We start from the raw sequence: 22,593 nt of genomic DNA on the forward strand, positions 1-22,593 counted from the left end.
GGAGGGGCTGAAAGATTCAGCCCCTCCGGCGTTTGAGGAGCGGGGTCTGGGGCGGAGCCCCAGGTAGGCCCGGGGCGCAGGCACGGTTTTCGGGAAGGGGCGGGGTTGGGGACTATCTCGTTCGGTTAACCCAGCCGCGCGGCAACCGCTCCCAGCAGCCTCACCACACCCCCCGGCCCGTCCACCACCAAGTCCGCCCGCTCCGCCAACTCCGCCACCTCCGCGCTGCCACTGCACACAAGGAGCCCCCGCACCTGGTCAGAGCGGAGTTTCTCGACGGCCGCGAAGGCGGGCAGGTCGCCCAAGTCGTCGCCCGCGTACAGCACGCTCTCCGCACCCACCTCCCGCACGTAGTCCGCGAGGGCCACGCCCTTGTCCATGCCGGGGGGCCGCAACTCCAGGACGAGGCGCCCCGGTTCGACGATGAGGCCGTGGCGGGACGCCAGCTCCGCAAGGGGCTCCCGCAGCGCCTCGAAGGCGGCCTGCGGATCGGCCGCACGGCGCGTGTGGACGGCGACCGCCCGCCCCTTCTCCTCTATCCACGTACCGCGCCACGCGCCCATCGTGTCCAGGAAACCGGGCAGTTCGGCGCGCACGGCCGCCACACCGGGGTGCGGCTCCGCCGCGTGCACGGTGGACGAGACGGCGTCCCAGCGCTCGGCGCCGTAATGCCCGAGCACGACGAGGTGTTCCAGGCCGGGCACGCCCGCGAGGCCGCCGTACCGCACCGCCACACCCGCGGGGCGCCCGGTGACGACCGCGACGGAACACACCATCGGCGCGAGCGCGGCGAGGGCGGGGACGGCGTCGGGATGGGCGCGGGCCTGTTCGGGGTCGGGCACGATCGGGGCGAGCGTGCCGTCGAAGTCGAGCGCGATCACGGCTTTCCCGGGGCGCGCGAGCAGCGCGGCAAGGCCCTCGCGCCCGGCGGCGGTCACGGGCTCGGGCAGCTCGGGCAGCTCGGGAGAGGACGTCGAGTACAGAGGGTCACCCATGGGCCCGACCCTACGCTCAACGCTCCCCGCGCCGGGACTCCCTGACCCGCCGAAGCCGGTTGACGGTGACCGGATCGTGCGCGAGGGCGCGGGGATCGTCGAGCAGGGCGTTCAGGAGCTGGTAGTAGCGGACCGGCACCAGGCCGAGCTGCTCGCGCACGGCCCGCTCCTTGGCGCCGGGACCGGTCACCCAGTCACGGCGCTCCAGGGCGAGGATCGCGCGGTCGCGCTCGGAGAGCCCGGTGTCGGGGAACGTGTCGTCCGGGGCGTCGTCCTGGGCATCCGTCATGCCGGTCACGCTATTCCGAGTTCTCCTCGGTCGCCGCCTTGGACTGGATCTGGCTGAGGATCGACGCCGGATTGCCGTTCGTGTCGACGGCCTTGCCGATGTACTTCTTGACCTCGACGGAGACCTGCGCCCAGGACGTCTTGCCGACCGGGTACAGCTGCGAGGTGGGCAGCTCGTCGAGGAACTCGGCGAGCGCCTTGTCGTTCTTGTTGCCCGTCATCTCCTCGGCGGCGGAGTTCGTGACCGGCAGCAGGTCGTACTCGCGGGAGAAGTCCAGGACGTTCTTCGTGCTGTAGGCGAAGTCGAGGAACTTGCCGATCTCCTCGCCGTTGCCGCGCTGCTTGAAGGCCATCATCCAGTCGGCGACGCCCATCGTGGCCTGCGCGTGGCCGTTCACCCCGGGCATCGGCACCATGCCGTACTTCACGCCCTTCTTCGCGGCCATCTGCATCAGCGTGGGGTGGCCGTTGAGCATGCCGACGTCGCCGCGCGTGAACGCGGCGAAGGCCTCGGCGCGGTCGAGCTTGGCGGGGGGCGTGGCGCCCGTCAGGCCCTTGCCGACGAGCTCGTCCTTCAGCCAGGTGAAGGTCTTCACGTTCTGCGCGGAGTCGATGTCGTACGTGCCGACGTTGTCGGTGTAGCCGCCGCCACCGCTGAGCAGCCACTGCATCGTCTCGGCCTGCGCCTCTTCCTTGCCGAGCGGCAGGGCGTAGGGGATCTTCACGCCGCGCGCCTTGAGCGTCTTGGCGGCGGCCGCGAGCTCGCCCCAGCTCTGCGGCGGGGTGAGGCCGGCGTCCTTGAAGATCTTCTCGTTGTAGAAGAGCAGGCGCGTGGAGGAGGCGAACGGCATGCCGTACTGGACGCGCTTGACCTCGCCCGCCTCGGAGAGCGGGGCCATGAAGTCGGCCTGGGTGGAGATGGAGACCAGGTCCTCGGTGCGGTACAGCTTGTCCGCCGCGGCGTAGTCGGCGTACGCGCCGATCTGGGCCATGTCGGGGGCGTCGCCGGCCTTGACCATTTCCTTGACCTTGCGGTCGACGTCGGTCCAGGAATAGACGCTGACGTCGACCTTGATGCCGGGGTTCTCGGCCTCGAACTTGTCGGCGATCTTGTCCCAGTACTTCTGGGAGCTGTTCTCCTTGGAGTCGCCGTAGTCGGCGGCCACCAGCTTGAGGGTGACGTCGCCGGAGTCGCCCGGACCGCCACAGCCGGCGAGTACCCCCGCCATGCCCAGTACGGCTATCGCCGCGGTCAGTCCTGTCGCGCGCCGCTGCACAGCTGTTCCCACCCTCGATGATCTTCGTGAACTGCGATTTTCCCTCGCGTATGGACACGAGGTCTACACCACCTCAGTATCGCTTGTGCAACGGCGTATCACTGACAGACCACCGGCAAGGAGTCTCGACGCATGTCGCGTACCGCAGCAGAGATAGCAACTCAGCCCGCCTGCTGGCACCGGGCGGCCGAGGCCGCTCCCACCTTCGACGGGCTGCCGAAGCCGGGCGAGCGGGTCGCCGTCACCGGGTGCGGGACATCGTGGTTCATGGCCATTGCGTACGCGGCGCTGCGCGAGGCCGCCGGGCAGGGCGAGACGGACGCGTTCGCGTCGTCGGAGTTCCCGGCCGGGCGGACGTACGACCGGGTGGTGGCCATCACCCGGTCCGGTACGACGACGGAGGTGCTCGAACTCCTCGGACAGCTGAAGGGCGTGGTCCCGACCACGGCCCTGACCGCCGACCCGAAGACGCCGATCATGGAAGCGGCCGACTCGGTGGCGGTCCTGGACTGGGCGGACGAGGAGTCGGTCGTCCAGACCCGCTTCGCCACGACCGCGCTCGCCTTCCTGCGGGCCGGGCTCGGTGACATCCCCGGCGTGAAGTCCGTCGCCGACGCGGCGGTGGACGCGGAGCTCGCGGTGTCGGAGCCGTTGCCCGCCTCCGTGGTCGGCGCCGAGCAGTGGACGTTCCTCGGGCGGGGCTGGACGTACGGTCTCGCCCTGGAGGCGGCGCTGAAGATGCGGGAGGCCGCGGGCGCCTGGACGGAGTCGTACCCGGCGATGGAGTACCGCCACGGGCCGATCTCCATCACCGGTCCCGGCCGGGTGGCGTGGATGTTCGGGGTGCTTCCGGAGGGGCTCGCGGGCGATGTCGACCGGGTCGGCGGTGAGCTGGTGGCCCGCGAGGAGCTGGACCCGCTGGCGGACCTGATCCGGGCCCAGCGGCTCGCGGTTGCACTGGCTGAGTCGCGGGGCTTCGACCCTGACCGGCCCAGGAACCTGACGCGGAGTGTCATCTTGGGCTAATGCTGACCCGCCACTTCGCGGCGGACGCTCCCCACCCACCCACCCGATTGCCCCGCGGGGTGACGAGTGGGTGGGTGGGCGGGAGACATCCGCCGCGAAGCGGCGGTTTAGGGGGCACCCGCCCACCGGGATAGGCGGCGATTGGCCGAAGTGGACTAGACCTCTCGCGGAGTAGGCGCGACACTGTCCCCCGTGAGACACGTCATCGCCCTCGATGTGGGCGGCACCGGAATGAAGGCCGCCCTGGTCGGAGCGGACGGCGCGCTCCTCCACGAGGCGCGGCGGGCCACCGGCCGTGAACGCGGTCCCGACGCCGTGGTCGAGTCCATCCTCGACTTCGCCGCCGATCTGCGCGCCCACGGGATCAAGGAGTTCGGGGAGTCCGCCGCCGCGGCCGGCGTCGCGATCCCCGGGATCGTCGACACCGAACGCGGCACGGCGGTCTACGCCGCGAACCTCGGCTGGCGCGACGTCCCGATGCGTGACCTCCTGAGCCGGCGGCTCGAAGGCATCCCGGTCGCGCTCGGCCACGACGTCCGCACCGGCGGCCTCGCCGAGGGGCGGATCGGCGCCGGCAAGGGCGCCGACCGGTTCCTCTTCGTGCCCCTGGGCACGGGCATCGCCGGGGCCATCGGGATCGGCGGCGGCATCGAGCCCGGCGCCCACGGCTCGGCGGGCGAGATCGGGCACATCATCGTGCGCCCCGGCGGACCGCTCTGCGGCTGCGGCCAGCGCGGCTGCCTGGAGCGGCTCGCCTCCGCGTCCGCGGTGAGCGAGGCGTGGGCGGCGGCGAGCGGCGACCCGGAGGCAGACGCCGCGGACTGCGCGAAGGCCGTGGAGTCCGGCGACCCGCGCGCCCGGAAGGTCTGGCAGAACGCGGTCGACGCGCTCGCCGACGGCCTCATCACGGCGCTCACCCTCCTGGACCCGCACACCCTGATCATCGGTGGCGGTCTGGCCGAGGCCGGGGAAACCTTGTTCACACCCCTGCGGGCGGCCATGACGGAACGCATCGTCACGTTCCAGACCCAGCCCCTCATCGTCCCCGCCGCCCTGGGAGACACCGCCGGGTGCCTGGGCGCGGGCCTGCTCGCCTGGGATCTGCTCGAAGGAACCGCCCCCGGCCCCGACGCCACCCACTCCACGGAGGTAACCGCCTGATGGCCGCTAGCAAAGTTCTCGCCGGTGCTCAGGTGGTCCTGCCCACCGGAACTCTCTCCGGCGGCCGGGTGATCGTCGACGGTGCGCGCATCGTGGGGAGCGCTCCCGCGGACGCGGAGATCATCGACCTCCCGGCCGGCCACTGGGTCGTCCCCGGCTTCGTCGACCTCCACAATCACGGCGGCGGCGGGGCCTCCTTCACCTCCGGCACGGTCGACGACGTCCTCAAGGGCGTCCACACGCACCGTCAGCACGGCACCACCACGCTCGTCGCCTCCACCGTCACCGGCGAGATGGACTTCCTCGCCCAGCGGGCGGGCATGCTCAGCGAGCTGGCCGAGCAGGGCGACATCGCGGGCATCCACTTCGAGGGTCCCTTCATCTCGCCGTGCCGCAAGGGCGCGCACAGCGAGGTGCTCCTGCGCGACCCGGATCCCGCCGAGGTCCGCAAGCTGATCGACGCGGCCCGCGGCCGGGCGAAGATGCTGACGCTGGCCACCGAGCTGCCGGGCGGCATCGACTCCGTACGCCTCCTGGCCGAGCACGGCGTGATCGCGGCCATCGGGCACACGGACGCCTCGTACGAGCAGACCGTCGAGGCAATCGACGCGGGCGCCACCGTCGCCACGCACCTCTACAACGCGATGCCGGGTCTCGGGCACCGCGAGCCGGGCCCGATCGCCGCGCTCCTGGAGGACGAGCGGATCACGGTGGAGCTGATCAACGACGGCACGCATCTGCACCCCGCCGCGTTCGAGCTCGCCTTCCACCACGCGGGCGCGGCCCGCACCGCGCTCATCACGGACGCGATGGACGCGGCGGGCTTCGGCGACGGCCGGTACATGCTCGGCCCGCTGGAGGTCGAGGTGAAGGACAGCGTCGCGCGCCTCGTCGAGGGCGGTTCGATCGCCGGTTCGACCCTGACCCTGGACCGGGCGTTCAAGCGCTCGGTGACCGTGGACGGCCTGCCGGTCGAGGACGTCGTGCGGACCATCTCCGCCAACCCGGCCAGGCTCCTCGGGATGTACGGCGAGATCGGCTCGCTCGAACCCGGCAAGGACGCCGACCTGGTGATTCTGGACGCGGCATTCGACCTGAAGGGCGTCATGCGCAAGGGCGAGTGGGTGGTTGCGCCCCATTAAGCCCAACCGGGGTGATTTCACCACCCGTTGAAGAGACAACGAAGAGAAGGCGGTTGGCCCTGACCTCTGGGCCAACCGCCTTCTGTTTGGCATGATCAGCCCCGGAAAAGGACGGGCGGCAAGCGCGTTCCCGAGCGAACCCGGGGGTGAGTGGCGAGTGATCCTCACAGTGACACTGAACGCCGCCCTGGACATCACCTACCGCGTCCCCGCCCTCGTCCCGCACGCCTCGCACCGCGTCACCGAGGTCATCGAACGGCCCGGCGGCAAGGGTCTGAACGTCGCCCGCGTCCTCGCGGCCCTCGGCCACGACGTGACGGTGACCGGCTTCGCGGGCGGCGACACGGGCCGCGTCCTGCATGAGCGTCTGGCAGGCGAGCCCCGCGTCACGGAAGCCCTGGTGCCCGTCGCCGGCGCCACCCGCCGCACGCTCGCCGTCGTCGACGCGGCGACCGGCGACACCACCCAGCTGAACGAACCGGGCCCGGCGGTCTCGCCCGCCGAATGGACCGCGTTCCAGGCGTCGTACGAGGAGTTGCTGCGCCGGGGCGCCCGCGCGGTCGCGCTCTGCGGAAGCCTGCCGCCGGGGGTCCCGGTCGGCGCGTACGCGACGCTCGTACGGGCCGCGCGCGCCGCCAAGGTCCCCGTGCTCCTGGACACCAGCGGGGAGGCGCTGCGCCGCGGCGTCGCCGCCCGCCCCGACATCGTCAAGCCGAACGCCGACGAGCTGGCCGAGCTGACCGGCTCCCACGAGCCCGCCCAGGCGACCCGTGACGCCCGCCGCAGGGGCGCGCACGCCGTGGTGGCGTCCCTGGGCGCCGACGGCCTGCGCGCCGTCACTCCCGAGGGCACCTGGCAGGCGGCCCCGCCCACCCGTGTGCGCGGCAACCCGACGGGCGCCGGTGACTCGGCGGTGGCGGGCCTGCTCTCCGCCCTGGTGGAGGAACTCCCGTGGCCGCAGCGCCTCGCACGGGCCGTGGCCCTGTCCGCGGCGACCGTCGCGTCCCCCGTGGCGGGCGAGTTCGCGTTCTCGACGTACGAAGACCTGCTCGCGCGGGTCGCGGTGACCGGGGAGGCCACCGCGGCGTGAGATCACGCGTCACCGCGTGGGCGACGCACAACGGGCCGTGCCGGCCCAGGAATTGGGGACATTCATCGTGCCACTCGTATCCACCGGCGACCTGGTTTCCGACGCGCGCGCCACGGGGCGCGGAGTCGCCGCGTTCAACGTGATCACGCTGGAGCACGCGGAGGCGATCGCCGCGGGCGCCGAGCAGGCGGGCTCCCCCGCGATCCTCCAGATCTCCGAGAACGCCGTGAAGTTCCACGGCGGCAGCCTGTCCGCCATAGCTGCGGCGGCAGCGGCGGTGGCCCGCACCTCGTCGGCCCCGCTCTCCCTGCACCTGGACCACGTCATGGACCCCGAGCTCCTGCGGGCCGCGCACCCCGAGGGCTTCAGCTCGGTGATGTTCGACGCGTCGAAGATGTCGTACGGCGAGAACGTCAAGGCGACGGCGGACGCCGTGCGTTGGGGCCACGAGCGAGGCATCTGGATCGAGGCGGAGCTGGGCAAGGTGGGCGGCAAGGAGGGCGAGGCGCCGCTGGACGCGCACGCGCCGGGCGTCCGCACGGACCCCACGGAAGCGGCGGCCTACGTGGCCGACACGGGAGTCGACGCCCTCGCGGTGGCGGTGGGCTCCTCGCACGCGATGACGGAACGCACGGCGGCCCTGGACCACGAGTTGATCGCGACCCTCGCGGCGGCCGTGCCCGTGCCGCTCGTGCTGCACGGCTCAAGTGGCGTACCGGACGCGGAGATCCGGGCGGCCGTCGCGTCCGGCATGGTGAAGATCAATGTCGGCACGGCCCTCAACACGGCGTTCACGGGCGAGGTCCGCGCCTACCTCGCCGCCCACGACACGGGCGTCGACCCCCGGAAATACCTCGCCCCGGCTCGCGAGGCGATGGCCGGGACGGTGGCGGGGTTCCTGGGGCTGCTGAAGCAGCCCCAGGAGTAACCCCGAAGGAGGGGCGGACGGCTCAGCCGTTGCTGCCCTCCACGAGCCACATCCGGTCGATGTTCGCCCCGGACGTCCCGCACAGGTCGCTCTGGGCACAGGTGAGCGTGACCGAGTTGGTGCCCTTGGTGAGCTGGACCACCGCCCAGGTGTTGGTCCAGCCCTTCTCCCAGTCGCCTTCCTTGGCGCCGGCGAAGTTCTTCATGTTCAGGGGACGGGTCTGCTTCTTGCCGTTCACGAGGATCGTGGCGTTGGAGTCCTTGCCGGGGACGCCGTAGTTCACGCGCAGGCTGTACGAACCGGCCTTGGGGATGCCGTTGACGGTCCACGTCACCTGGGCGCCGACCTTGTCGAACCCGGACACGTAGACGCCGCCCTCGGCTTCCGCGCCCTGGACGTCGGAGGCGGTGGTCGTGCCGCCCTCCAGCTTCAGGGCCTTCGCGTCCGTCTTCGGGAGGTCGGCGGCCGGCTTCTCGGGCTTCTTCGTCGGCTTCTCGCTGGGCTTGACCGTCTCGGCCTGGGTGGAGCCGCCGCCCGCTTCCTTCTTGCCGCCCTCGTCGTCGCCGCCGAACATCATCGCGGCGCCGATCCCGATGGCGACGACCGCGACGACCGCGATCGCCGCGATCAGGAGGCCCTTCGTGTTCGGGCCGGAGCCGCGACCGCCGGAGCCTCTGGACGCCGGGGTGTACTGCGGGGCCGTCGGGGCCCCGCCGGGCTGCGTCTCCGGAGCGGCGTAGTGCGCGTTCGGCTGGCCGTACCCCTGCTGCTGCGGCGGCACTTGCTGGCCGTACGTGGGCGCGGCCTGCGTGCCGTAGGTGTTGGGCCGGCGGTCACCGACCGCACGCACGTGGTTGTACGAGGAGCGAGGACCCGGGTACCCGTAGCCACCCCCGCCGTTGGGCGGGGTGGCGCCGGCCGCCTGTCCGTCTTCGTACAGATAGCCGAACACATCGTCGTCGCCCTCTGGCGGGTTCGGCGTCTGGTCGCCGTTATTGCCGGGCGTCATTCCCAGGTCACTCCCTCATGTCGCTGACCGGGGGAGCCTACCCGCTCCTGGTAAGACCACGGGGTGGCGTTTGCCTCATCCGGCACGCCTGTGCTGCTTGGCACGTGAGCGTTTCTCCACGTACATCCGCTGGTCAGCGGAGTGCAACACCTCGTCGGCCGACATCCCGCAGTGCGCCCACCCGATGCCGAAACTGGCACCGACCCGGACCGCCCTGCCGTCCACCCGGATCGGCGGGATGATCGCGTTCCGCAGCCGCACCGCGAGGTCCTGGGCGTCGGCCCGGCCGAGCCCGTCGGCGAGGACGACGAATTCGTCACCCCCGAGCCGCGCGACCGTGTCCCCGTCGCGGACGCCGCTGGTCAGCCGCCTGGCCACCTCGATGAGAACCGCGTCACCCGTGTGGTGCCCGAAGCGGTCGTTGATCGACTTGAAGCCGTCGAGGTCGCAGAAGAGCACGGCGAGGCCCTTCGTGCCGTCGTCCGTGTCCCCGTGGCCCTCGGGCGGCGCGACGGTGTGCACGTGGTGGTCGAAGCCTTCGCCGCCCTGCTGGAGGCTGTGCGCGTTCTGCGAGCCGTAGTCGAAGCTGTGCCGGCCCTCCGCGTCGTACACACCGTCGTAGGCCGCGTCCAGCGAGTCCACCGCGCTCGGCTGGCCCGCGTGCGGCCGGCGACAGAGCCGGGCGCTGAGGCGGGAGCGGAGCTCGGCGGAGTTGGGCAGGCCGGTGAGGGAGTCGTGCGAGGCGCGGTGCGCGAGCTGGAGCTCGCGGCGCTTGCGCTCCTCTATGTCCTCGACGTGGGTGAGCAGGAAGCGCGGCCCGTCGGCGGCATCGGCGACCACGCTGTTGCGCAGGGAGACCCAGACGTACGTCCCGTCGCGGCGCGCCAGGCGCAGCTCGGCCCTGCCGCCCTCGGCGGAGGTCCGCAGGAGGGTGCCGATGTCCTCGGGGTGGACCAGGTCGGAGAACGAGTAGCGGCGCATCGCGGACGCGGGGCGGCCGAGCAGGCGGCACAGCGCGTCGTTCGTGCGCAGGATGCGGCCGTGCTGGTCGCCGCCCATCTCGGCGATGGCCATGCCGGACGGCGCGTACTCGAAGGCCTGGCGGAAGGACTCCTCGCTGGCCCGCAGCGCCTGCTGCTCGCGCTCCAGGCGGACCAGGGCGCGCTGCATGTTGGCGCGGAGGCGGGCGTTGCTGATCGCGATGGCGGCCTGGAAGGCGTACATCTGGAGGGCCTCGCGGCCCCAGGCGCCGGGCCTGCGGCCGTTGCGGGGGCGGTCCACGGAGATCACGCCGAGCAGTTCGCCGCCGGCCGCGCCCGTCGCGTACATCGGGGCGAAGAGGCGGTCCGCGGGGTGCCACTCGTCCTCGAAGCGGGGCTCGGGGCCGTCGGTGTACCACTGCGGGACGTCGTCCTCGTCCAGGACCCAGCCCTCGGTGTATGAGATGAACCTCAGGGCGCCCCAGGCCTCGCCCATGGAGAGCCGCTTCTCCCAGGCCTCGCGGGAGCCGACCCGGCCGGTGATGAGGGCCTCGGCGGCGGTGTTGCCCGCGAAGGCGGCGACCACGAGGTCGCCGTCAGGGCGCACGAGATTGACGCACGCCAGTTCATAGCCAAGGCCGTTGACCACGCCGTCGGCGACGGTCTGCAGCGTGTCCGCCAGGCTCCGGGCCGTATTGAGATCCGCCACCACCTGATGCAGCTGCCGCAGGGTCGCAAGACGGACGTACGGCTCCGACTCGGTCTCCATTGCTCGCTCTCCCCGAGACCTCGACAGCAACTCCAGGATTCGCAGCGCCCTTAGTGTTCTCGTCGTACCTGAGTTCTCTCAGTGTCCGATTGCCACCGTCACTGAATCACAGCGAGCAGCTCACTCGGTACACAGGGTCAACAAAATATGGGTCCTGTGACTCAAGTCACAGATGGGAAGCCTTCGTTGGTCCAGTCCACTTGCCCGATACACGGTCTCTCACGCCCGCTCGGCGCCTCGGTCGCCGGTCCTAGGCCCGGTCTCGGACCAGGGCCCGATGTGGTGGCAGGGGTGGCCGGGCTAGCGTCGATCCCGTGGTTCCCGTACTGAAGACATCCCTGGCGAGCGCCTCCGCGACTCCCCCTGCCCCGCCCTCCCCCCGTGCCCCGTCCCCCGACGGGCATCCTGTGGGGGTGAGCAACGAAGAGTTCCGTGCCGCCATGTCCCGGCTGGCCGCGGGTGTGGTCCTGGTGACCGCCAGAGAGCCGTCACTGGACGCGGACGACCCGCAGGCGCCGGACGGCGAGGACGTCGGCATGACCGCGACGGCCTTCCTGTCCGTCTCCCTCGACCCGCCGCTCGTGCTGGTCAGCCTGCGTGAGGGCTCCCGGATGGACGACCTGCTGGCCGAGCAGCCGCTGTGGGGTGTGTCGGTGCTCTCCGAGAGCCAGCGCCACATCGCGGGCCGGTTCGCGATGAAGGGCAGGATCAGCGACCGGCTGCTCTTCGAGGACCTTCCCTACTCCCGGGGGGAGACGTCAGGGGCGCCGCTGATCGGTGGTGCGCTCTCGACGCTTGAATGCCGGACCGAACAGACGGTGACAGCGGGTGATCACACTCTCGTCATCGGGCGTGTACTTTCGGCTGCCCTGCCGAGCGCCGACGGGGGCCCGCTGCTGTACTTCAAGGGCAAGTACCGACAGCTGGGCTGAAAGGTTCCGGGCTCAATGGTTTTGCGTTGAACGGCCTTTGCTGCCGGGACCGTTTGCTGCGGTGGCCAGGGCCGGGGCTCAGCCCCAGCCCTCGCCCGCGCGGCCGCGCTTGGTCTGACTGCGCTGCTTCTTCTCGCGCAGCCGCCGTTCGTTGATCCCCCGGGGGATCTTCGTGGCGCGCCGGGGCCGCGGCGGCGGCGCGGTGGCCTCCGCGAGCAGCGAGGCGAGGCGGGTGGCCGCCATCTCGCGGTTGCGCCACTGGGAACGGTGCTCGGAGGCCCGCACGCTGACGACTCCGCCGACGAGCCTGCCCGCGAGCCGCTCCAGGGCGCGCTCCTTCCACACCGGAGGCAGCGCTTCCGTGTTGGCCAGGTCGAATCTCAGCTCCACCTGCGAATCGCTGGTGTTGACGTGCTGACCGCCCGGCCCGGACGACCTGGAGAAGCGCCACATGAGCTCGGCCTCGGGCAGGGAGACGGAGCCGCGGATGACATAGGGACCGGACATGGGTCCTATGGTCCCGCGTCTGTCCGGTCCACGTCACCCGTATTAACGGCGCGCCCCGCTTGCGTCGGGAGTGACGCGTGAGATGAGTAAAGAAAGTAAAAGGACCTGGAACCTCTGGGACCCTGGTCGACGTTCATAGAGGTGACGGTAGCTTCGTCCCCAGTACGAAGCCCGTTCGTACGCAACGAGGGAAGGGACTCCCAACAATGGCAGTAAGCCTGTCCAAGGGTGGCAACGTCTCGCTCACCAAGGAGGCTCCGGGCCTGACCGCCGTCACCGTGGGCCTCGGCTGGGACGTCCGTACCACCACTGGCACCGACTTCGACCTGGACGCCTCGGCCATCGCGGTGAACCCGCAGGGCAAGGTCTTCTCGGACCAGCACTTCGTCTTCTTCAACAACAAGGTGACGCCGGACCAGACCATCGAGCACACCGGTGACAACGTCACGGGTGAGGGCGAGGGCGACGACGAGCAGATCAAGGTCAACCTGGCCGGCCTCCCGGCCGACATCGACAAGATCGTGTTCCCGGTCTCGATCTACGACGCCGAGAACCGCTCGCAGAACTTCGGCCAGGTGCGGAACGCCTTCATCCGCATCGTTAACCAGGCCGGTGGCACCGAGATCGCCCGCTATGACCTGAGCGAGGACGCCGCCACCGAGACCGCCATGGTCTTCGGCGAGCTGTACCGCAGCGGGGCGGAGTGGAAGTTCCGCGCCGTGGGCCAGGGCTACGCGTCCGGCCTCGTCGGCATCGCGCAGGACTTCGGCGTCAACGTCTGAGGTTCCTAGGCGAGTTCACGAGGGCCCCCGGCGGATGTCTCCGCCGGGGGCCCTCGCGGTTCGCCGCCGCCTGCCACCCGGCCTGCGGCTAACGTGCGCCGCATGATCCTCGAACCGCTCACACCCGCGGACGACGGCGCGCTCCCCGGCGAGCTGCTCACCGAGCTCACCGCCCTGTACGCGTCGAACCACGCCTTCCACGCCCTCTCCGGGGACTTCCCCGACCCCCACGACATCCGCCCCGAACAGGTCGCCGCCGCGCTCGCGGACGAGCTGGCCGTGCCGGGTGCCGAGGTGCTCGTCGCGCGCTCCGAGGGGCGCGTCGTCGGGATCTGCGTCACCCTGGACCGCCATCCCGACCCCGCCGACCCGGACCCGTGGATCGGCCTGCTCATGGTGGACGCGGACCGACAACGCCAAGGTTTCGGGCGGCAGTTGACGGGCCTGGTCGAGGAGCACTTCCGGGCGGACGGGCGCACCGGAGTGCGCCTAGCGGTGCTCGCGGGGAACGACGCCGGGCTCGCCTTCTGGCGGGCGCTCGGGTACGAGACCATCGACCACCGGCACGACCTCGAGGCGGACCGTCCGTGCGCCGTACTGCGCAAACCGCTGCTGTAGGTCGGACACGCAGACCGCCCTGGCCGTGTGACGGCAGGGGCGGCCGACGGCCTACGGGCGCTTCGGCTTTCCCTCTCCGTACAGCCACGGGCCCCAGATCGCCCGTACCTTCTCGCGCGCCTTCTCACTGCCCGCGTGCTGCTCCACGTACCGCGTGAAGTCCTCGGTGTCCGCGTTGCCGTGGCGGTGGGTCTTCGTCCAGCCCTGCACGATGTCGTAGAAGGTGGCGTCGCCCACCGCCCGGCGGATCTTGTGGATGACCATGCCGCCCCGCTCGTAGACCGGGCTGTCCGAGATGGTCGCGGCGGACGGCGGCTTCGCGGGCGGGAAGGCCCAGATGGCGTCGTTGTCCTCCTTGGACTCGTAATAGTCGCCCGCGTAGATCTGGTCGAAGATCTCCTGCGCGCTGTCGCCGTCGTTGTCCTCCTGCCAGAGCCACTCGGCGTACGTCGCGAAGCCTTCGTTGAGCCACATGTCCCGCCAGGACTTGGGCGTCACGGAGTTCCCGAACCACTGGTGGGCCAGCTCGTGGACGACGAGCTCGGTGTCGGGGGCACCCGGGTAGGTGGGGCGGGTCTGGGTCTCCAGGGCATAGCCCGCGTCCCCCTCGCGGCCGACGATCGCGCCGGACGACGAGAAGGGGTAGGGGCCGAAGTTCAGCTCCTGCCACTCCAGGATCTCGGGAATCCGGGCGAGCGCCTTGGCGCTGGCCTTGGCCTCGGAGGGCTCGACCGCCGTGAGCACCGGTATGCCGGACTTGGTCGTCGACTTCTTCACCTCGTACGGCCCGATCGCCACCGTCGCGAGATAGCTCGCCATCGGCTCGGCGCTGTGCCAGGCGAAGGTGGTGCGGCCGTTCTTGGTCGACTCACGGGTCAACTCACCGTTGGAGATGGCCTTCAGACCCTTGGGGACAGTGACGCGTATGTCGTACGAGGCCTTGTCGGAGGGGTGGTTGTTCGACGGGAACCACGCCATGGAGCCGGTCGGCTCACCCAGCGCGATGGCGCCCTCCTCCGTCCGCAGCCAGCCCTCCTCGGAGTCGTCCGGGTCGGTGATGGTCTCCGGGTTGCCGGAGTAGCGGACGACCGTGCGGAACGTCTCGCCCTCGTCGAGGTCGTCCGGCGGACGGATCGTCAGCTCCTGCCCGTCACGGTGGAAGGAGGCGTCCTTCCCCTCGACGGTCACGCCCTTCACCTCCAGCCCCTTGAGGTCCAGGTTGAAGGCGCTGAGGTCCTGCGTCGCGCGCGCGGTGACCTCGGCGGTGCCGGTGAGGTGCCGCGCGTCGGGGTCGTAGCCGAGGGTCAGGTCGTAGTGCGCGACGTCGTAGCCGCCGTTGCCCAGCCTGGGGAAGTACGGATCGCGCACGCCGTCGGCCCCGGGCGTGCCGTGCACACCGGAGCCGCTGCACGCGGTGAGGACGAGAGCGGTGAGGGCAGCGGCCGACGTGCCGCGCAGCGCCGTGGATCGTGGGTGCACGCCTGTGATCTTATGCGGCATATGTTCGGTCGTGCATCGTGTGCGCCCGCCGCGTCGGCGCTCTACAGGACCACGACGCCCAACGGGCGTTCCCCCGCCGGGAGTCGGTGGGTGTCGCCGTTCTTCACGTTGATGACGGTGATGCCGTTCCAGAAGCCGTCGCGGGTGAAGCCGCCGGTGACGTAGGCGGTGGCGCCGTCCTCGGAGACCGCGACGTCCTCGTGCGGGCCGTCCAGCGGGAAGACCTTCTCCTCGCCGTCCTTCGTACGCATCGTCAGCGAGGGCCCCTCGTCCGTCGAGGGGTCGATGGGCCCCGTGCCGACCGCGAAGAGCGTGCCGTCCGGGGTGATCCGCGCGCCGTGCTGATGGGTGTTGGCCGTCATCTTCTCGATGGCGGACTCGCCGGTGCTCGGGTCGAGCACGACGAGCTTCTCGCCCTCGAAGGGCAGCAGGAGCTTGCCGTCCGACGGGCGTACGGCGGCGTAGTGCGGCTTCAGCCAGGAGCCGAGGCCGCCTTCCGTGCCGTAGGGGGCGACTTCGATGCGGCGCGGTGCGAGGGAGTCCGCGCGTACGACCGTCACGTCGAAGGAGTCGTGGTTGGTCGCGTAGACCTCCTTGCCGTCCTTGGACACGTCGACGTCGAAGGGCCTGCGGCCCACCGGAACGGTGTCCGTGACCTCGCGTTCCCCCGTGTCGATGACCTCCAGGGTTCCCTTCCCGTCCGGGACGTTGACGCCCACGTAGGCGTGCTCGCCGTCCGGGGAGAGGGCGATGCCCATGCCGCCGCCGCGGTACTCGCCGGTCGTCACGGGGCCGCTGTCGGTCTCGTACGGGATGCGGTCGACGCGTTCGCGGGTGCCGGTGTCGACCACGGCCACGGCGTCGGCGGTGGCGACCCAGGCGCGGCCGTCCTCCCCCACGGCGATCCCGTAGGGCGCGGTGCCGACCTTCACGGACTCGACGGGCCCGCGCTCGGGGTCCACGAAGGTGACGGTGTCCGAGCCGAAGTCGGCCACCAGGAGGGTGCCTTCGGGGGTGCGCTGGTCCGCGGGGAGGGTGGCCGTGGCCTTCGCGCGGGTGGGCTCGGCGCCGGACGCGGCGGCGTCCTCCCCGCCGCCAGCGCAGCCCGCGAGGACAGCGGCCGCAAGAACGACCGACGCACCGGCGGCGAAGGGCCGCGCCTTCACGCGGCACCCCGCAACAGCGCGGCGAGCTCGGCGAAACCGCGGCGCTCCGCGTGCTCCAGAGGGGTGACGCCGTCCCGGTCGGCGAGTCCCGGCGTCGCGCCCGCGGCGAGCAGCAGCTCCACGATCTCCTGGTGCGCGCGGCCGCCCTCGCCGAGGATCACGGCCTCCAGCAGGGCGGTCCAGCCGAGGTCGTTGACGTGGTCGACGTCGATGTCGGTGGCGCGCAGGACCTCCCGTACGTACGCGACGTGGCCGCGTTCCGACGCCGGGATCACGGAGATACCGCCGAACCGGTTACGGAGCTTCAGGTCGGGCCCCGCGGGAAGCAGGACGTGCAGCATGGCGACGCTGCCGGTCACGCCGGTGACCAGCCAGGGGCTGTCGGCGCGGTGGTCCTGGGCGTCGACGTCGGCGCCCGCGGCCACCAGGACCCGTGCGGCCTCGACGCGGTCGCCGATGACGGCGAGCAGCAGGGGAGTGCGCAGCTCGGGGTCACGGGCCTCGACGCGGGCTCCCGCGTCGAGGGCGGCTCTCACTTCGTCGGCGTTCCCGGCCCGTGCGGCGTCGAGCAGCCGCTCGTCCTGTGCGGTCCTCGTCATGTTCGTCCTCCTCGTCGTCGTACGGACCGGGAACAGCCTCAGCATCAGCGGCCGAGCGCCGCGACGCCTGCCTTCGCGAACTTCTCGTCCAGGTCGCCGCTCGGGGCGCCGGCGACACCGATGCCGGCGATGGGCGCGTCCTTGGCAGTCACCGGGGCGCCGCCCGCGAGGAACAGGGTGCCGGGGATGTCCTTCAGGTTCGGGGCCTGCTCCAGGCGCTTGGTCAGCTCGGAGGTGGGCGCGTTCCAGGAGACGGCGGTGTACGCCTTCTTCACGGCGGACTCGGGGGACTGCGGGCCGGCGCCGTCGCCGCGCAGCTCGACGATGGTGTTGCCGTTGCGGTCGACGACGGCGACGGAGACGCGCTGGTTCTCCTTCTTCGCGGCGTCGAGGGTGGCCTGGGCGGCCTTGGTCGCGGCGGCGACGTTCAGGTGCGTCGACTGCGTGAGGTTCTTGTTGGCCGCGTCGGCGGCGACGGCGGCCTTGGGGGCGGCGGCCGGGGACTCGGCGCTGGCGGAGACGGCCCCGAAGGTGCCGGCGCCGAGAACGGCGGCGGTCGCGGCGATGGTCAGGACGCGGGTGCGGCGGGAGAGCTTCTGCATGGGGTGCTCCTCAAGTGAAGGTGGAGGTGAAGGCGGGGTCGGGGGAGGTTGTTCCCTCTGCGATCAATCCTCCGGCCGCACCCGGGACCCACCCCTCGACGTACCGGCTGCTGCCTGCCCGCGACTCGGCCGACACAAGGGTCAACCGATCGGTTGACCCTCCGGTGGCCCCACCGGGTCACAATGAGGGTGTTTGCCCAGTTCAGCGGCCCGGCGGAACAGACACGAGAGGGAGGCGCCCGATGGGACAGCGGCAGCGCACGCCACGCACACCGGGCCTCGACCCCCGTACGCCGGACCCCGACGCACGCTGGCTCGCAGCCGTCATGCACACGGCGTTCTTCCTGCTCCTCGGCTCGTCCCTGACCCGTTTCCTGATGCGGCACCCCGGAGAACCGCGTACGCCGTGGATCATCGCGCTCTCCGTCTCCCTCGCCCTGCTCTACGTACTGGGCCCCGCCATCGGCGCCCGCCCCACCGCGCCGCGTCGCCTCACGTGGCTGATCCTCGTGGTGGCCGTCTGGGTCGTCATCGTCATACTCGCGCCGAGCTTCGCCTGGTGCGCGGTGCCGCTCTTCTACACGGGGCTGCGGACGCTGCCGCCGCGCGCCGCGCTGTTCCTGGTGGCCGTCCTGACCGCTTTCGTGGTGGTCGCGCAGTTGCAGCTCGCGGGCCAGTTCGACCCGAACCTGCTGCTCGCCCCGCCCGCCTGGGCGGCGGTCGCGACCGCGGTGTTCCTCTACATGCAGCGCCAGGCGGCCCGCCAGCGCACCCTCATCGACGACCTGATCCGTACCCGCCGCGAGCTGGCCGCCATCGAGCGCCGCGAGGGGACCCTGGCCGAGCGCCAGCGGATCTCCATGGAGATCCACGACACCCTCGCCCAGGGGCTGTCCAGCCAGCAGATGCTGCTCCAGGCCGCCGACCGCGTGTGGGACACCGACCCGGCCAAGGCCCGAACCCATGTCCGTACCGCGGAGTCGATCACCGAGCTGGGCCTCACCGAGGCCCGCCGCTTCGTGCACGACCTGGCGCCCGCCGACCTGGCCGACGGCGGCGGCCTCGACGCGGCGCTGCGGACGCTGGCCGAGCGCACCGCGCAGGACGCGGGCCTCACGGTCCGCTTCCACGCCGAGGGGACGCCCGCCCCGCTCCCCGACCGCACCCAGTCGGCGCTCCTGCGCATCGCGCAGGGCGCGCTCGCCAACGTGACGGAGCATGCCGAGGCGTCCACCGCGGCGCTGACGCTCACGCACCTGGACGATCAGGTGGTGCTCGACATCGCGGACGACGGGCGTGGCTTCACGCCCACGGAGCAGCCGCCCGCGTCCGACCGGCGGGGGCACGGGCTGCCCGCGATCCGCGCCCGCGCGCAGCAGCTCGGGGGCACACTGACGATCGAGTCCGCGCCGGGCGAGGGCACGGTCCTCTCGGTCGCGATCCCCCTCTCCCCCCAAAGGACCACCTGATGTCACAGCCTTCGGTACGTCTCCTGGTCTGCGACGACCACATCGTCGTACGGGCCGGACTGCTGGCCCTGCTGGGCAGCGCGCCGGACATCGAGGTGGTCGGCGAGGCGGGCACCGGCGAGGAGGCGATCGCGCTCGCCGCGAAGCTGGCGCCGGACGTGGTCCTGATGGACCTGCAGCTCGGGGAGGGAATGGACGGCGTGGAGGCGACGCGCCACATCACGGCGTCCACCGGCTCCGCACCCCACATCCTGGTCCTGACGACGTACGACACGGACGCCGACATCACCCGTGCGATCGAGGCGGGGGCGACGGGCTATCTCCTGAAGGCCGAGCGGCCCGAGGAGCTCTTCGCCGCGATCCACGCCGCGGCGCAGGGCCGTACGACACTGTCCCCGCCGGTCGCATCCCGCGTGATGGCCCGCATGCGCAAGCCGCAGCCCACCCTCACCGACCGCGAACTCGACATCCTCGCGCAACTCTCCCAGGGCCTGGGCAACCGGGACATCGCCCGCGCCCTGTTCATCAGCGAGGCCACGGTAAAAACACACCTGGGCCGCATCTACGACAAGCTGGGCGTGGACACGAGGGCAGGAGCGGTATCAGTCGCAAAGGAACAGCGCCTGCTGCCATGAGGACGGGGCGTGGGTCCACGGCTCCGGGCTGGCAGTGCAAGGCCCCCGGCCCGTGACACCATCGACCACGTGCTCGACATCGGCTACGCCCTCTCCCACCGCTTTCCCGACCCCCCGCAGTTCGACTACCGCCGTGCGGACGTCCACGCGCTGCGGCACGACCTGTTCTGCGGGGACGTGTATCTCGCGGACACGAAGGCGGACCGGGAGCTGTCCACAGCCTGGGGATGGGTTCCGGTGCTCGACTTCGCGTGGGCGCTGTGCGACATCGTCGAGCTCCTGGACCAGGACCCCCTGGGGAGCCGGGCCTCGCGCCCCCAGTACGCCGAGCTCGACTTCACGGAGTCCACGGACCGCATGCTGTTCACCCGCCGCTTCGGCTGGGTGGACATCGAGGCGGACTGGATGCGGGCGGAGGAACCCCCTCTCACGTTCTCCCACTCCGAGCTGCGCCGCGAGGCCCGGGACTTCCTCCAGGACCTTCTGGCGGACCTGACGGACCTCCACGAGCCGCTCTCGGAGAACCCGGCGATCTGGACGCTCCAGTCCCGCTTCCCCCGGGCGTAGGGGTCCCCCCCCCGCCTCCCCCGGGACGCGTAGGCCCGCTAGTCCACCCGTACACCCACCTGCGCGGCGAACGCCGGCGCCAAGTCCATCAGTTGCGCCGCACTGATCACCGAACCCGCCAAGCAGTCGATCCCCCGCAGGATGTCCACCTCGGCCGCCTCCCGCAGGTCGACGTCCTTCATGCGCACACCGCTGAAGTCCGCCCCCTTCAGCACGCAGCCCACGAACTCCACCCGTTCAAGGGACGCCTGCCCGAAGTCCGGCTCCACCAGCACGCAGCCCTCGAAGACGACGTCCTTCAACCGGGCCTTGCGCAGGTTCAGATAGTCGATCTTCCCGCCCCGCACGACCACCCGCTCCAGCACACTCCCGTGCAGCTGAACACCCCCCAGCCGCGCGTCCACCACCTCCACGTCCCGCAGCGAGGCCTCCACCAGCTCCGTGCCGACCCCTCGCAGTTCCGTCAGGACCGAGTCCACGAACCGCGCCCGGCTGAGCCGTGTCTCCGTCACCCCGCAGCCCGTCACCGCACAGTCCAGGAACAGCGCTCCCCCGCCGTCCTGCCCCGAGAGGTCGAGGTCCCGGAACTCGACCCCGTCGTAATCCCCGTCGGGCTCCAGCTCGCCCCCGCCGAGCCCCAGCTCCGCGAACCCCCGCAGCGCCGGCAACCGCACCTCCGGCCGCCGGGCCTTCTTCACTGCCGCCGCATCCCTCTGTCCCATACGCCCATCGTGCACCCACCCACTGACAACGCCGCCGCGCCCCCATGTCACGTTCCGGGCACCCCCGTCCGTCGTACCGAGTGAACGCACCGACCACGGCAGGAGCCCAGCCACATGCCCACTCAGCGCACCACCCTCACCGTCATCGGCGGCGGCTTCGCAGGCCTCACCGCAGCGATCACCGCAGCGGAATCCGGCGCCCGGGTCACCATCCACGAGTCCCACCACACCCTCGGCGGCCGCGCCCGCACCGCCGAAGGCCCGTACCGCACGAACGAAGGCCCGCACGCCCTCTACAACGGCGGCCCCCACTGGACCTGGCTCAAGCAGCGCGACCTCATCGGCCCCCTCGCCCCCCTCCCGCCCATCGAGGGCACCCGGCTCCGCCTCCACCACCAGGGCAGGCTCCGCCGCACCCCACCCCTCGCCATGCTGAAGCTCCTGCGCCGCAAGGCCGAACAGGCGCCCGTGGACGAGGACTTCATGACGTGGGCCACCGGCGAGGTGGGCGAGGAAGGCGCACGTGCCGCCGCCCACTACATCGCCGTGGCGACGTTCCACCACGACCCCGGCTCCCTCTCCGCCAGGTTCGTGCACGAGCGCCTGCGCCGCGCCACGAAGCTGCCCCCGGAGGCGCACTACCCGAGCGGCGGCTGGGGCTCGGTCATCGACCGCATGGCGACCTTCGCCTGGAACCTGGGCGTACGGGTGGAGACACTGTCCCGCGTCGACTCCCTCGCGCCGCTCTCCGCCAAGGGACCGGTCGTCGTCGCCACCTCACTGCCCGCGGCCCGCCACCTGCTCCAGGACGACGGCCTGCGCTGGGACAGCGCCCGTACGACCCTCGTCGACGTGGCCCTCACCTCCCGCAAGGGCGACCCGTTCGCGATCTCCGACCTGGACGGGACCGGCTGGATCGAACGGTTCACCACCCAGGACCGCGGCCTCGCCCCCGCGGGGCAGGAGCTCATCCAGGGCCAGCTCCCGCTCTCCCCGGAGGAGTCCAAGGCGGACGGCGTGGCCCGCGCCGACCATCTGCTCGACCTCGGCTTCCCCGGCTGGCGCGACCGCCTGGTCTGGCGCCGCGACGCCGTGTCCAACGGCCGTACCGGCGCGGTCGACCTGCCCGGCACCACCTGGCGGGACCGCCCGGCGATCGACCGCGGCGACGGCGTCTACCTGGCCGGAGACCAGGTCGCGGCGCCCGGCCTGCTCTCGGAGGTCTCCTTCAACAGCGCGCTGGAGGCGGTGACGCTGGCCCTCACTTCCGCGAGGCTCGACCTCAAGTCCGCCTGAATGAGAGGGCCCCGGCGGGCCGGCGGACACCATCACGCCGAGGCGGACCCCAACCCCGCCAACGCCCCATCCGTCAGCCGGTACACGGTCCACTCGTCCTGCGGCAGCGCGCCCAGCGACCTGTAGAAGTTGATCGACGGCTCGTTCCAGTCGAGCACGGACCATTCGAGCCGCTCGTAGCCCCGCTCCACGCAGATCCGCGCGAGCTCGGTCAGCAGCGCTTTGCCGTGCCCGCCGCCGCGCGCCTCCGGCCGTACGTACAGGTCCTCCAGGTAGATCCCGTGCACCCCACGCCACGTGGAGAAGTTCAGGAACCACAGCGAGAACCCGACGGCCTCCCCCGTGGCGTCGTCCTCGGCGATGTGCGCGAACGCGGCGGGCCGCTCACCGAAGAGCGCCTCGCGCAACTGCTCCTCGGTGGCCCTGACCTCGTCGAGCGCCTTCTCGTACTCGGCGAGGTCGCGGACCATGGCGTGGATGACGGGCACGTCGGCAGGAGTGGCGATACGAATCATGACCGCACACTAACCAGC

Annotated in this window: 24 protein-coding genes; 12 read left to right on the forward strand and 12 right to left on the reverse strand. The window is 71.5% G+C overall.

From position 1 onward, the window contains the following. Positions 1–125: 125 nt before the first annotated feature. The 3 genes from otsB to AB0I66_RS40420 are packed head-to-tail and all read right to left on the reverse strand — an operon-like array spanning position 126 to position 2,512. Entirely contained in the window at positions 126–995 is an 870-nt protein-coding gene (otsB, locus tag AB0I66_RS40410) for a trehalose-phosphatase (protein WP_363213082.1), read from the reverse strand. Positions 996–1,011: 16 nt separating this feature from the next. Continuing rightward, positions 1,012–1,284 carry a DUF3263 domain-containing protein gene (locus AB0I66_RS40415; RefSeq protein WP_363213083.1) on the reverse strand — a complete coding sequence of 91 codons (273 nt, stop codon included), beginning with the start codon at positions 1,282–1,284 and terminating at the stop codon, positions 1,012–1,014. Between the two features lie 10 nt (positions 1,285–1,294). Beyond that, the gene (locus AB0I66_RS40420; protein ID WP_363213214.1) at positions 1,295–2,512 is read right to left on the reverse strand and encodes an extracellular solute-binding protein; all 1,218 of its coding nucleotides are present in this window, start codon (positions 2,510–2,512) and stop codon (positions 1,295–1,297) included. A 180-nt stretch (positions 2,513–2,692) separates the two neighbouring features. Between AB0I66_RS40420 and AB0I66_RS40425 the strand changes: the two genes are divergently transcribed. The 5 genes from AB0I66_RS40425 to AB0I66_RS40445 all read left to right on the forward strand — a co-directional run bounded on the left by AB0I66_RS40425 (position 2,693) and on the right by AB0I66_RS40445 (position 7,907). Next, positions 2,693–3,586: a sugar isomerase gene (locus AB0I66_RS40425; RefSeq protein ID WP_363213084.1), complete on the forward strand. Its 894-nt coding sequence runs from the start codon at positions 2,693–2,695 to the stop codon at positions 3,584–3,586. Positions 3,587–3,778: 192 nt separating this feature from the next. After that, entirely contained in the window at positions 3,779–4,747 is a 969-nt protein-coding gene (locus AB0I66_RS40430; protein WP_363213085.1) for an ROK family protein, read from the forward strand. Next, entirely contained in the window at positions 4,747–5,889 is a 1,143-nt protein-coding gene (gene nagA, locus AB0I66_RS40435) for an N-acetylglucosamine-6-phosphate deacetylase (RefSeq protein WP_363213086.1), read from the forward strand. The genes AB0I66_RS40430 and nagA overlap by 1 nt, the downstream gene beginning before the upstream one ends. Positions 5,890–6,046: 157 nt before the next feature. Then, entirely contained in the window at positions 6,047–6,979 is a 933-nt protein-coding gene (locus AB0I66_RS40440) for a 1-phosphofructokinase family hexose kinase (protein WP_363213087.1), read from the forward strand. Between the two features lie 67 nt (positions 6,980–7,046). Further along, positions 7,047–7,907: a class II fructose-bisphosphate aldolase gene (locus tag AB0I66_RS40445; protein WP_363213088.1), complete on the forward strand. Its 861-nt coding sequence runs from the start codon at positions 7,047–7,049 to the stop codon at positions 7,905–7,907. A 22-nt stretch (positions 7,908–7,929) separates the two neighbouring features. Here the strand turns inward: AB0I66_RS40445 and AB0I66_RS40450 are convergent, their stop codons facing one another. Both AB0I66_RS40450 and cdgB read right to left on the reverse strand, forming a co-directional pair. Next, the gene (locus AB0I66_RS40450) at positions 7,930–8,916 is read right to left on the reverse strand and encodes a carbohydrate-binding protein (RefSeq protein ID WP_363213089.1); all 987 of its coding nucleotides are present in this window, start codon (positions 8,914–8,916) and stop codon (positions 7,930–7,932) included. 75 nt (positions 8,917–8,991) lie between these two features. Next, positions 8,992–10,665: a diguanylate cyclase CdgB gene (cdgB, locus tag AB0I66_RS40455; protein WP_363213090.1), complete on the reverse strand. Its 1,674-nt coding sequence runs from the start codon at positions 10,663–10,665 to the stop codon at positions 8,992–8,994. A gap of 407 nt (positions 10,666–11,072) precedes the next feature. Between cdgB and AB0I66_RS40460 the strand changes: the two genes are divergently transcribed. After that, complete coding sequence (locus AB0I66_RS40460) at positions 11,073–11,597, forward strand: flavin reductase family protein (RefSeq protein ID WP_363213215.1); 525 nt, start codon at positions 11,073–11,075, stop codon at positions 11,595–11,597. 78 nt (positions 11,598–11,675) lie between these two features. Here AB0I66_RS40460 and arfB read toward each other — a convergent pair whose 3' ends face one another. After that, positions 11,676–12,113, reverse strand: a complete 438-nt coding sequence (gene arfB, locus AB0I66_RS40465) for an alternative ribosome rescue aminoacyl-tRNA hydrolase ArfB (protein WP_363213216.1) — start codon at positions 12,111–12,113, stop codon at positions 11,676–11,678. Positions 12,114–12,310: 197 nt separating this feature from the next. Here arfB and AB0I66_RS40470 point away from each other — a divergent pair, with 197 nt between their 5' ends. Both AB0I66_RS40470 and AB0I66_RS40475 read left to right on the forward strand, forming a co-directional pair. Further along, positions 12,311–12,886: a TerD family protein gene (locus tag AB0I66_RS40470; RefSeq protein ID WP_363213091.1), complete on the forward strand. Its 576-nt coding sequence runs from the start codon at positions 12,311–12,313 to the stop codon at positions 12,884–12,886. Positions 12,887–12,988: 102 nt separating this feature from the next. Then, entirely contained in the window at positions 12,989–13,504 is a 516-nt protein-coding gene (locus AB0I66_RS40475; RefSeq protein ID WP_363213092.1) for a GNAT family N-acetyltransferase, read from the forward strand. Between the two features lie 51 nt (positions 13,505–13,555). Here the strand turns inward: AB0I66_RS40475 and AB0I66_RS40480 are convergent, their stop codons facing one another. The 4 genes from AB0I66_RS40480 to AB0I66_RS40495 form a co-directional block, all read right to left on the reverse strand. Then, positions 13,556–14,983, reverse strand: a complete 1,428-nt coding sequence (locus tag AB0I66_RS40480; RefSeq protein WP_363213093.1) for a M1 family metallopeptidase — start codon at positions 14,981–14,983, stop codon at positions 13,556–13,558. A gap of 62 nt (positions 14,984–15,045) precedes the next feature. Further along, a complete protein-coding gene (locus AB0I66_RS40485; protein WP_363213094.1) occupies positions 15,046–16,170 on the reverse strand; it encodes a hypothetical protein in 1,125 nt (374 codons plus the stop codon). Then, positions 16,167–16,769: an ankyrin repeat domain-containing protein gene (locus AB0I66_RS40490; protein WP_363213095.1), complete on the reverse strand. Its 603-nt coding sequence runs from the start codon at positions 16,767–16,769 to the stop codon at positions 16,167–16,169. The genes AB0I66_RS40485 and AB0I66_RS40490 overlap by 4 nt, the downstream gene beginning before the upstream one ends. A gap of 44 nt (positions 16,770–16,813) precedes the next feature. Continuing rightward, positions 16,814–17,371 (reverse strand): heme-binding protein, encoded by a 558-nt coding sequence (locus AB0I66_RS40495; protein ID WP_361832028.1) that lies wholly within the window; start codon positions 17,369–17,371, stop codon positions 16,814–16,816. Between the two features lie 242 nt (positions 17,372–17,613). Here AB0I66_RS40495 and AB0I66_RS40500 point away from each other — a divergent pair, with 242 nt between their 5' ends. From AB0I66_RS40500 to AB0I66_RS40510, 3 genes are all read left to right on the forward strand, one after another. After that, entirely contained in the window at positions 17,614–18,840 is a 1,227-nt protein-coding gene (locus AB0I66_RS40500) for a sensor histidine kinase (RefSeq protein ID WP_363213096.1), read from the forward strand. Next, complete coding sequence (locus AB0I66_RS40505) at positions 18,840–19,475, forward strand: response regulator transcription factor (RefSeq protein ID WP_363213097.1); 636 nt, start codon at positions 18,840–18,842, stop codon at positions 19,473–19,475. The genes AB0I66_RS40500 and AB0I66_RS40505 overlap by 1 nt, the downstream gene beginning before the upstream one ends. 69 nt (positions 19,476–19,544) lie before the next feature. Then, positions 19,545–20,042 carry a hypothetical protein gene (locus tag AB0I66_RS40510; protein ID WP_363213098.1) on the forward strand — a complete coding sequence of 166 codons (498 nt, stop codon included), beginning with the start codon at positions 19,545–19,547 and terminating at the stop codon, positions 20,040–20,042. 38 nt (positions 20,043–20,080) lie between these two features. Here the strand turns inward: AB0I66_RS40510 and AB0I66_RS40515 are convergent, their stop codons facing one another. Continuing rightward, positions 20,081–20,764 carry a pentapeptide repeat-containing protein gene (locus AB0I66_RS40515; protein ID WP_363213099.1) on the reverse strand — a complete coding sequence of 228 codons (684 nt, stop codon included), beginning with the start codon at positions 20,762–20,764 and terminating at the stop codon, positions 20,081–20,083. 114 nt (positions 20,765–20,878) lie between these two features. Between AB0I66_RS40515 and AB0I66_RS40520 the strand changes: the two genes are divergently transcribed. After that, positions 20,879–22,060 carry an FAD-dependent oxidoreductase gene (locus AB0I66_RS40520; protein WP_363213100.1) on the forward strand — a complete coding sequence of 394 codons (1,182 nt, stop codon included), beginning with the start codon at positions 20,879–20,881 and terminating at the stop codon, positions 22,058–22,060. Between the two features lie 32 nt (positions 22,061–22,092). Here the strand turns inward: AB0I66_RS40520 and AB0I66_RS40525 are convergent, their stop codons facing one another. Then, positions 22,093–22,575 (reverse strand): GNAT family N-acetyltransferase, encoded by a 483-nt coding sequence (locus tag AB0I66_RS40525; RefSeq protein ID WP_363213101.1) that lies wholly within the window; start codon positions 22,573–22,575, stop codon positions 22,093–22,095. Positions 22,576–22,593 lie beyond the last annotated feature (18 nt).

This window comes from Streptomyces sp. NPDC050439 (genome assembly GCF_040655335.1).
Taxonomy (GTDB): Bacteria; Actinomycetota; Actinomycetes; order Streptomycetales; family Streptomycetaceae; genus Streptomyces.

Bases quoted from the DNA above. Each gene is read 5' to 3' on its own strand.
- AB0I66_RS40420 (WP_363213214.1), bottom strand. From the start codon at position 2,512: ATGGCGGGGGTACTCGCCGGCTGTGGCGGTCCGGGCGACTCCGGCGAC.
- AB0I66_RS40450 (WP_363213089.1), bottom strand. From the start codon at position 8,916: ATGACGCCCGGCAATAACGGCGACCAGACGCCGAACCCGCCAGAGGGC.
- AB0I66_RS40515 (WP_363213099.1), bottom strand. From the start codon at position 20,764: ATGGGACAGAGGGATGCGGCGGCAGTGAAGAAGGCCCGGCGGCCGGAG.
- AB0I66_RS40495 (WP_361832028.1), bottom strand. From the start codon at position 17,371: ATGCAGAAGCTCTCCCGCCGCACCCGCGTCCTGACCATCGCCGCGACC.
- AB0I66_RS40490 (WP_363213095.1), bottom strand. From the start codon at position 16,769: ATGACGAGGACCGCACAGGACGAGCGGCTGCTCGACGCCGCACGGGCC.
- AB0I66_RS40505 (WP_363213097.1), top strand. From the start codon at position 18,840: ATGTCACAGCCTTCGGTACGTCTCCTGGTCTGCGACGACCACATCGTC.
- AB0I66_RS40525 (WP_363213101.1), bottom strand. From the start codon at position 22,575: ATGATTCGTATCGCCACTCCTGCCGACGTGCCCGTCATCCACGCCATG.
- AB0I66_RS40500 (WP_363213096.1), top strand. From the start codon at position 17,614: ATGGGACAGCGGCAGCGCACGCCACGCACACCGGGCCTCGACCCCCGT.
- AB0I66_RS40470 (WP_363213091.1), top strand. From the start codon at position 12,311: ATGGCAGTAAGCCTGTCCAAGGGTGGCAACGTCTCGCTCACCAAGGAG.
- AB0I66_RS40520 (WP_363213100.1), top strand. From the start codon at position 20,879: ATGCCCACTCAGCGCACCACCCTCACCGTCATCGGCGGCGGCTTCGCA.
- AB0I66_RS40415 (WP_363213083.1), bottom strand. From the start codon at position 1,284: ATGACGGATGCCCAGGACGACGCCCCGGACGACACGTTCCCCGACACC.
- AB0I66_RS40475 (WP_363213092.1), top strand. From the start codon at position 12,989: ATGATCCTCGAACCGCTCACACCCGCGGACGACGGCGCGCTCCCCGGC.
- AB0I66_RS40425 (WP_363213084.1), top strand. From the start codon at position 2,693: ATGTCGCGTACCGCAGCAGAGATAGCAACTCAGCCCGCCTGCTGGCAC.
- nagA (WP_363213086.1), top strand. From the start codon at position 4,747: ATGGCCGCTAGCAAAGTTCTCGCCGGTGCTCAGGTGGTCCTGCCCACC.
- cdgB (WP_363213090.1), bottom strand. From the start codon at position 10,665: ATGGAGACCGAGTCGGAGCCGTACGTCCGTCTTGCGACCCTGCGGCAG.
- otsB (WP_363213082.1), bottom strand. From the start codon at position 995: ATGGGTGACCCTCTGTACTCGACGTCCTCTCCCGAGCTGCCCGAGCTG.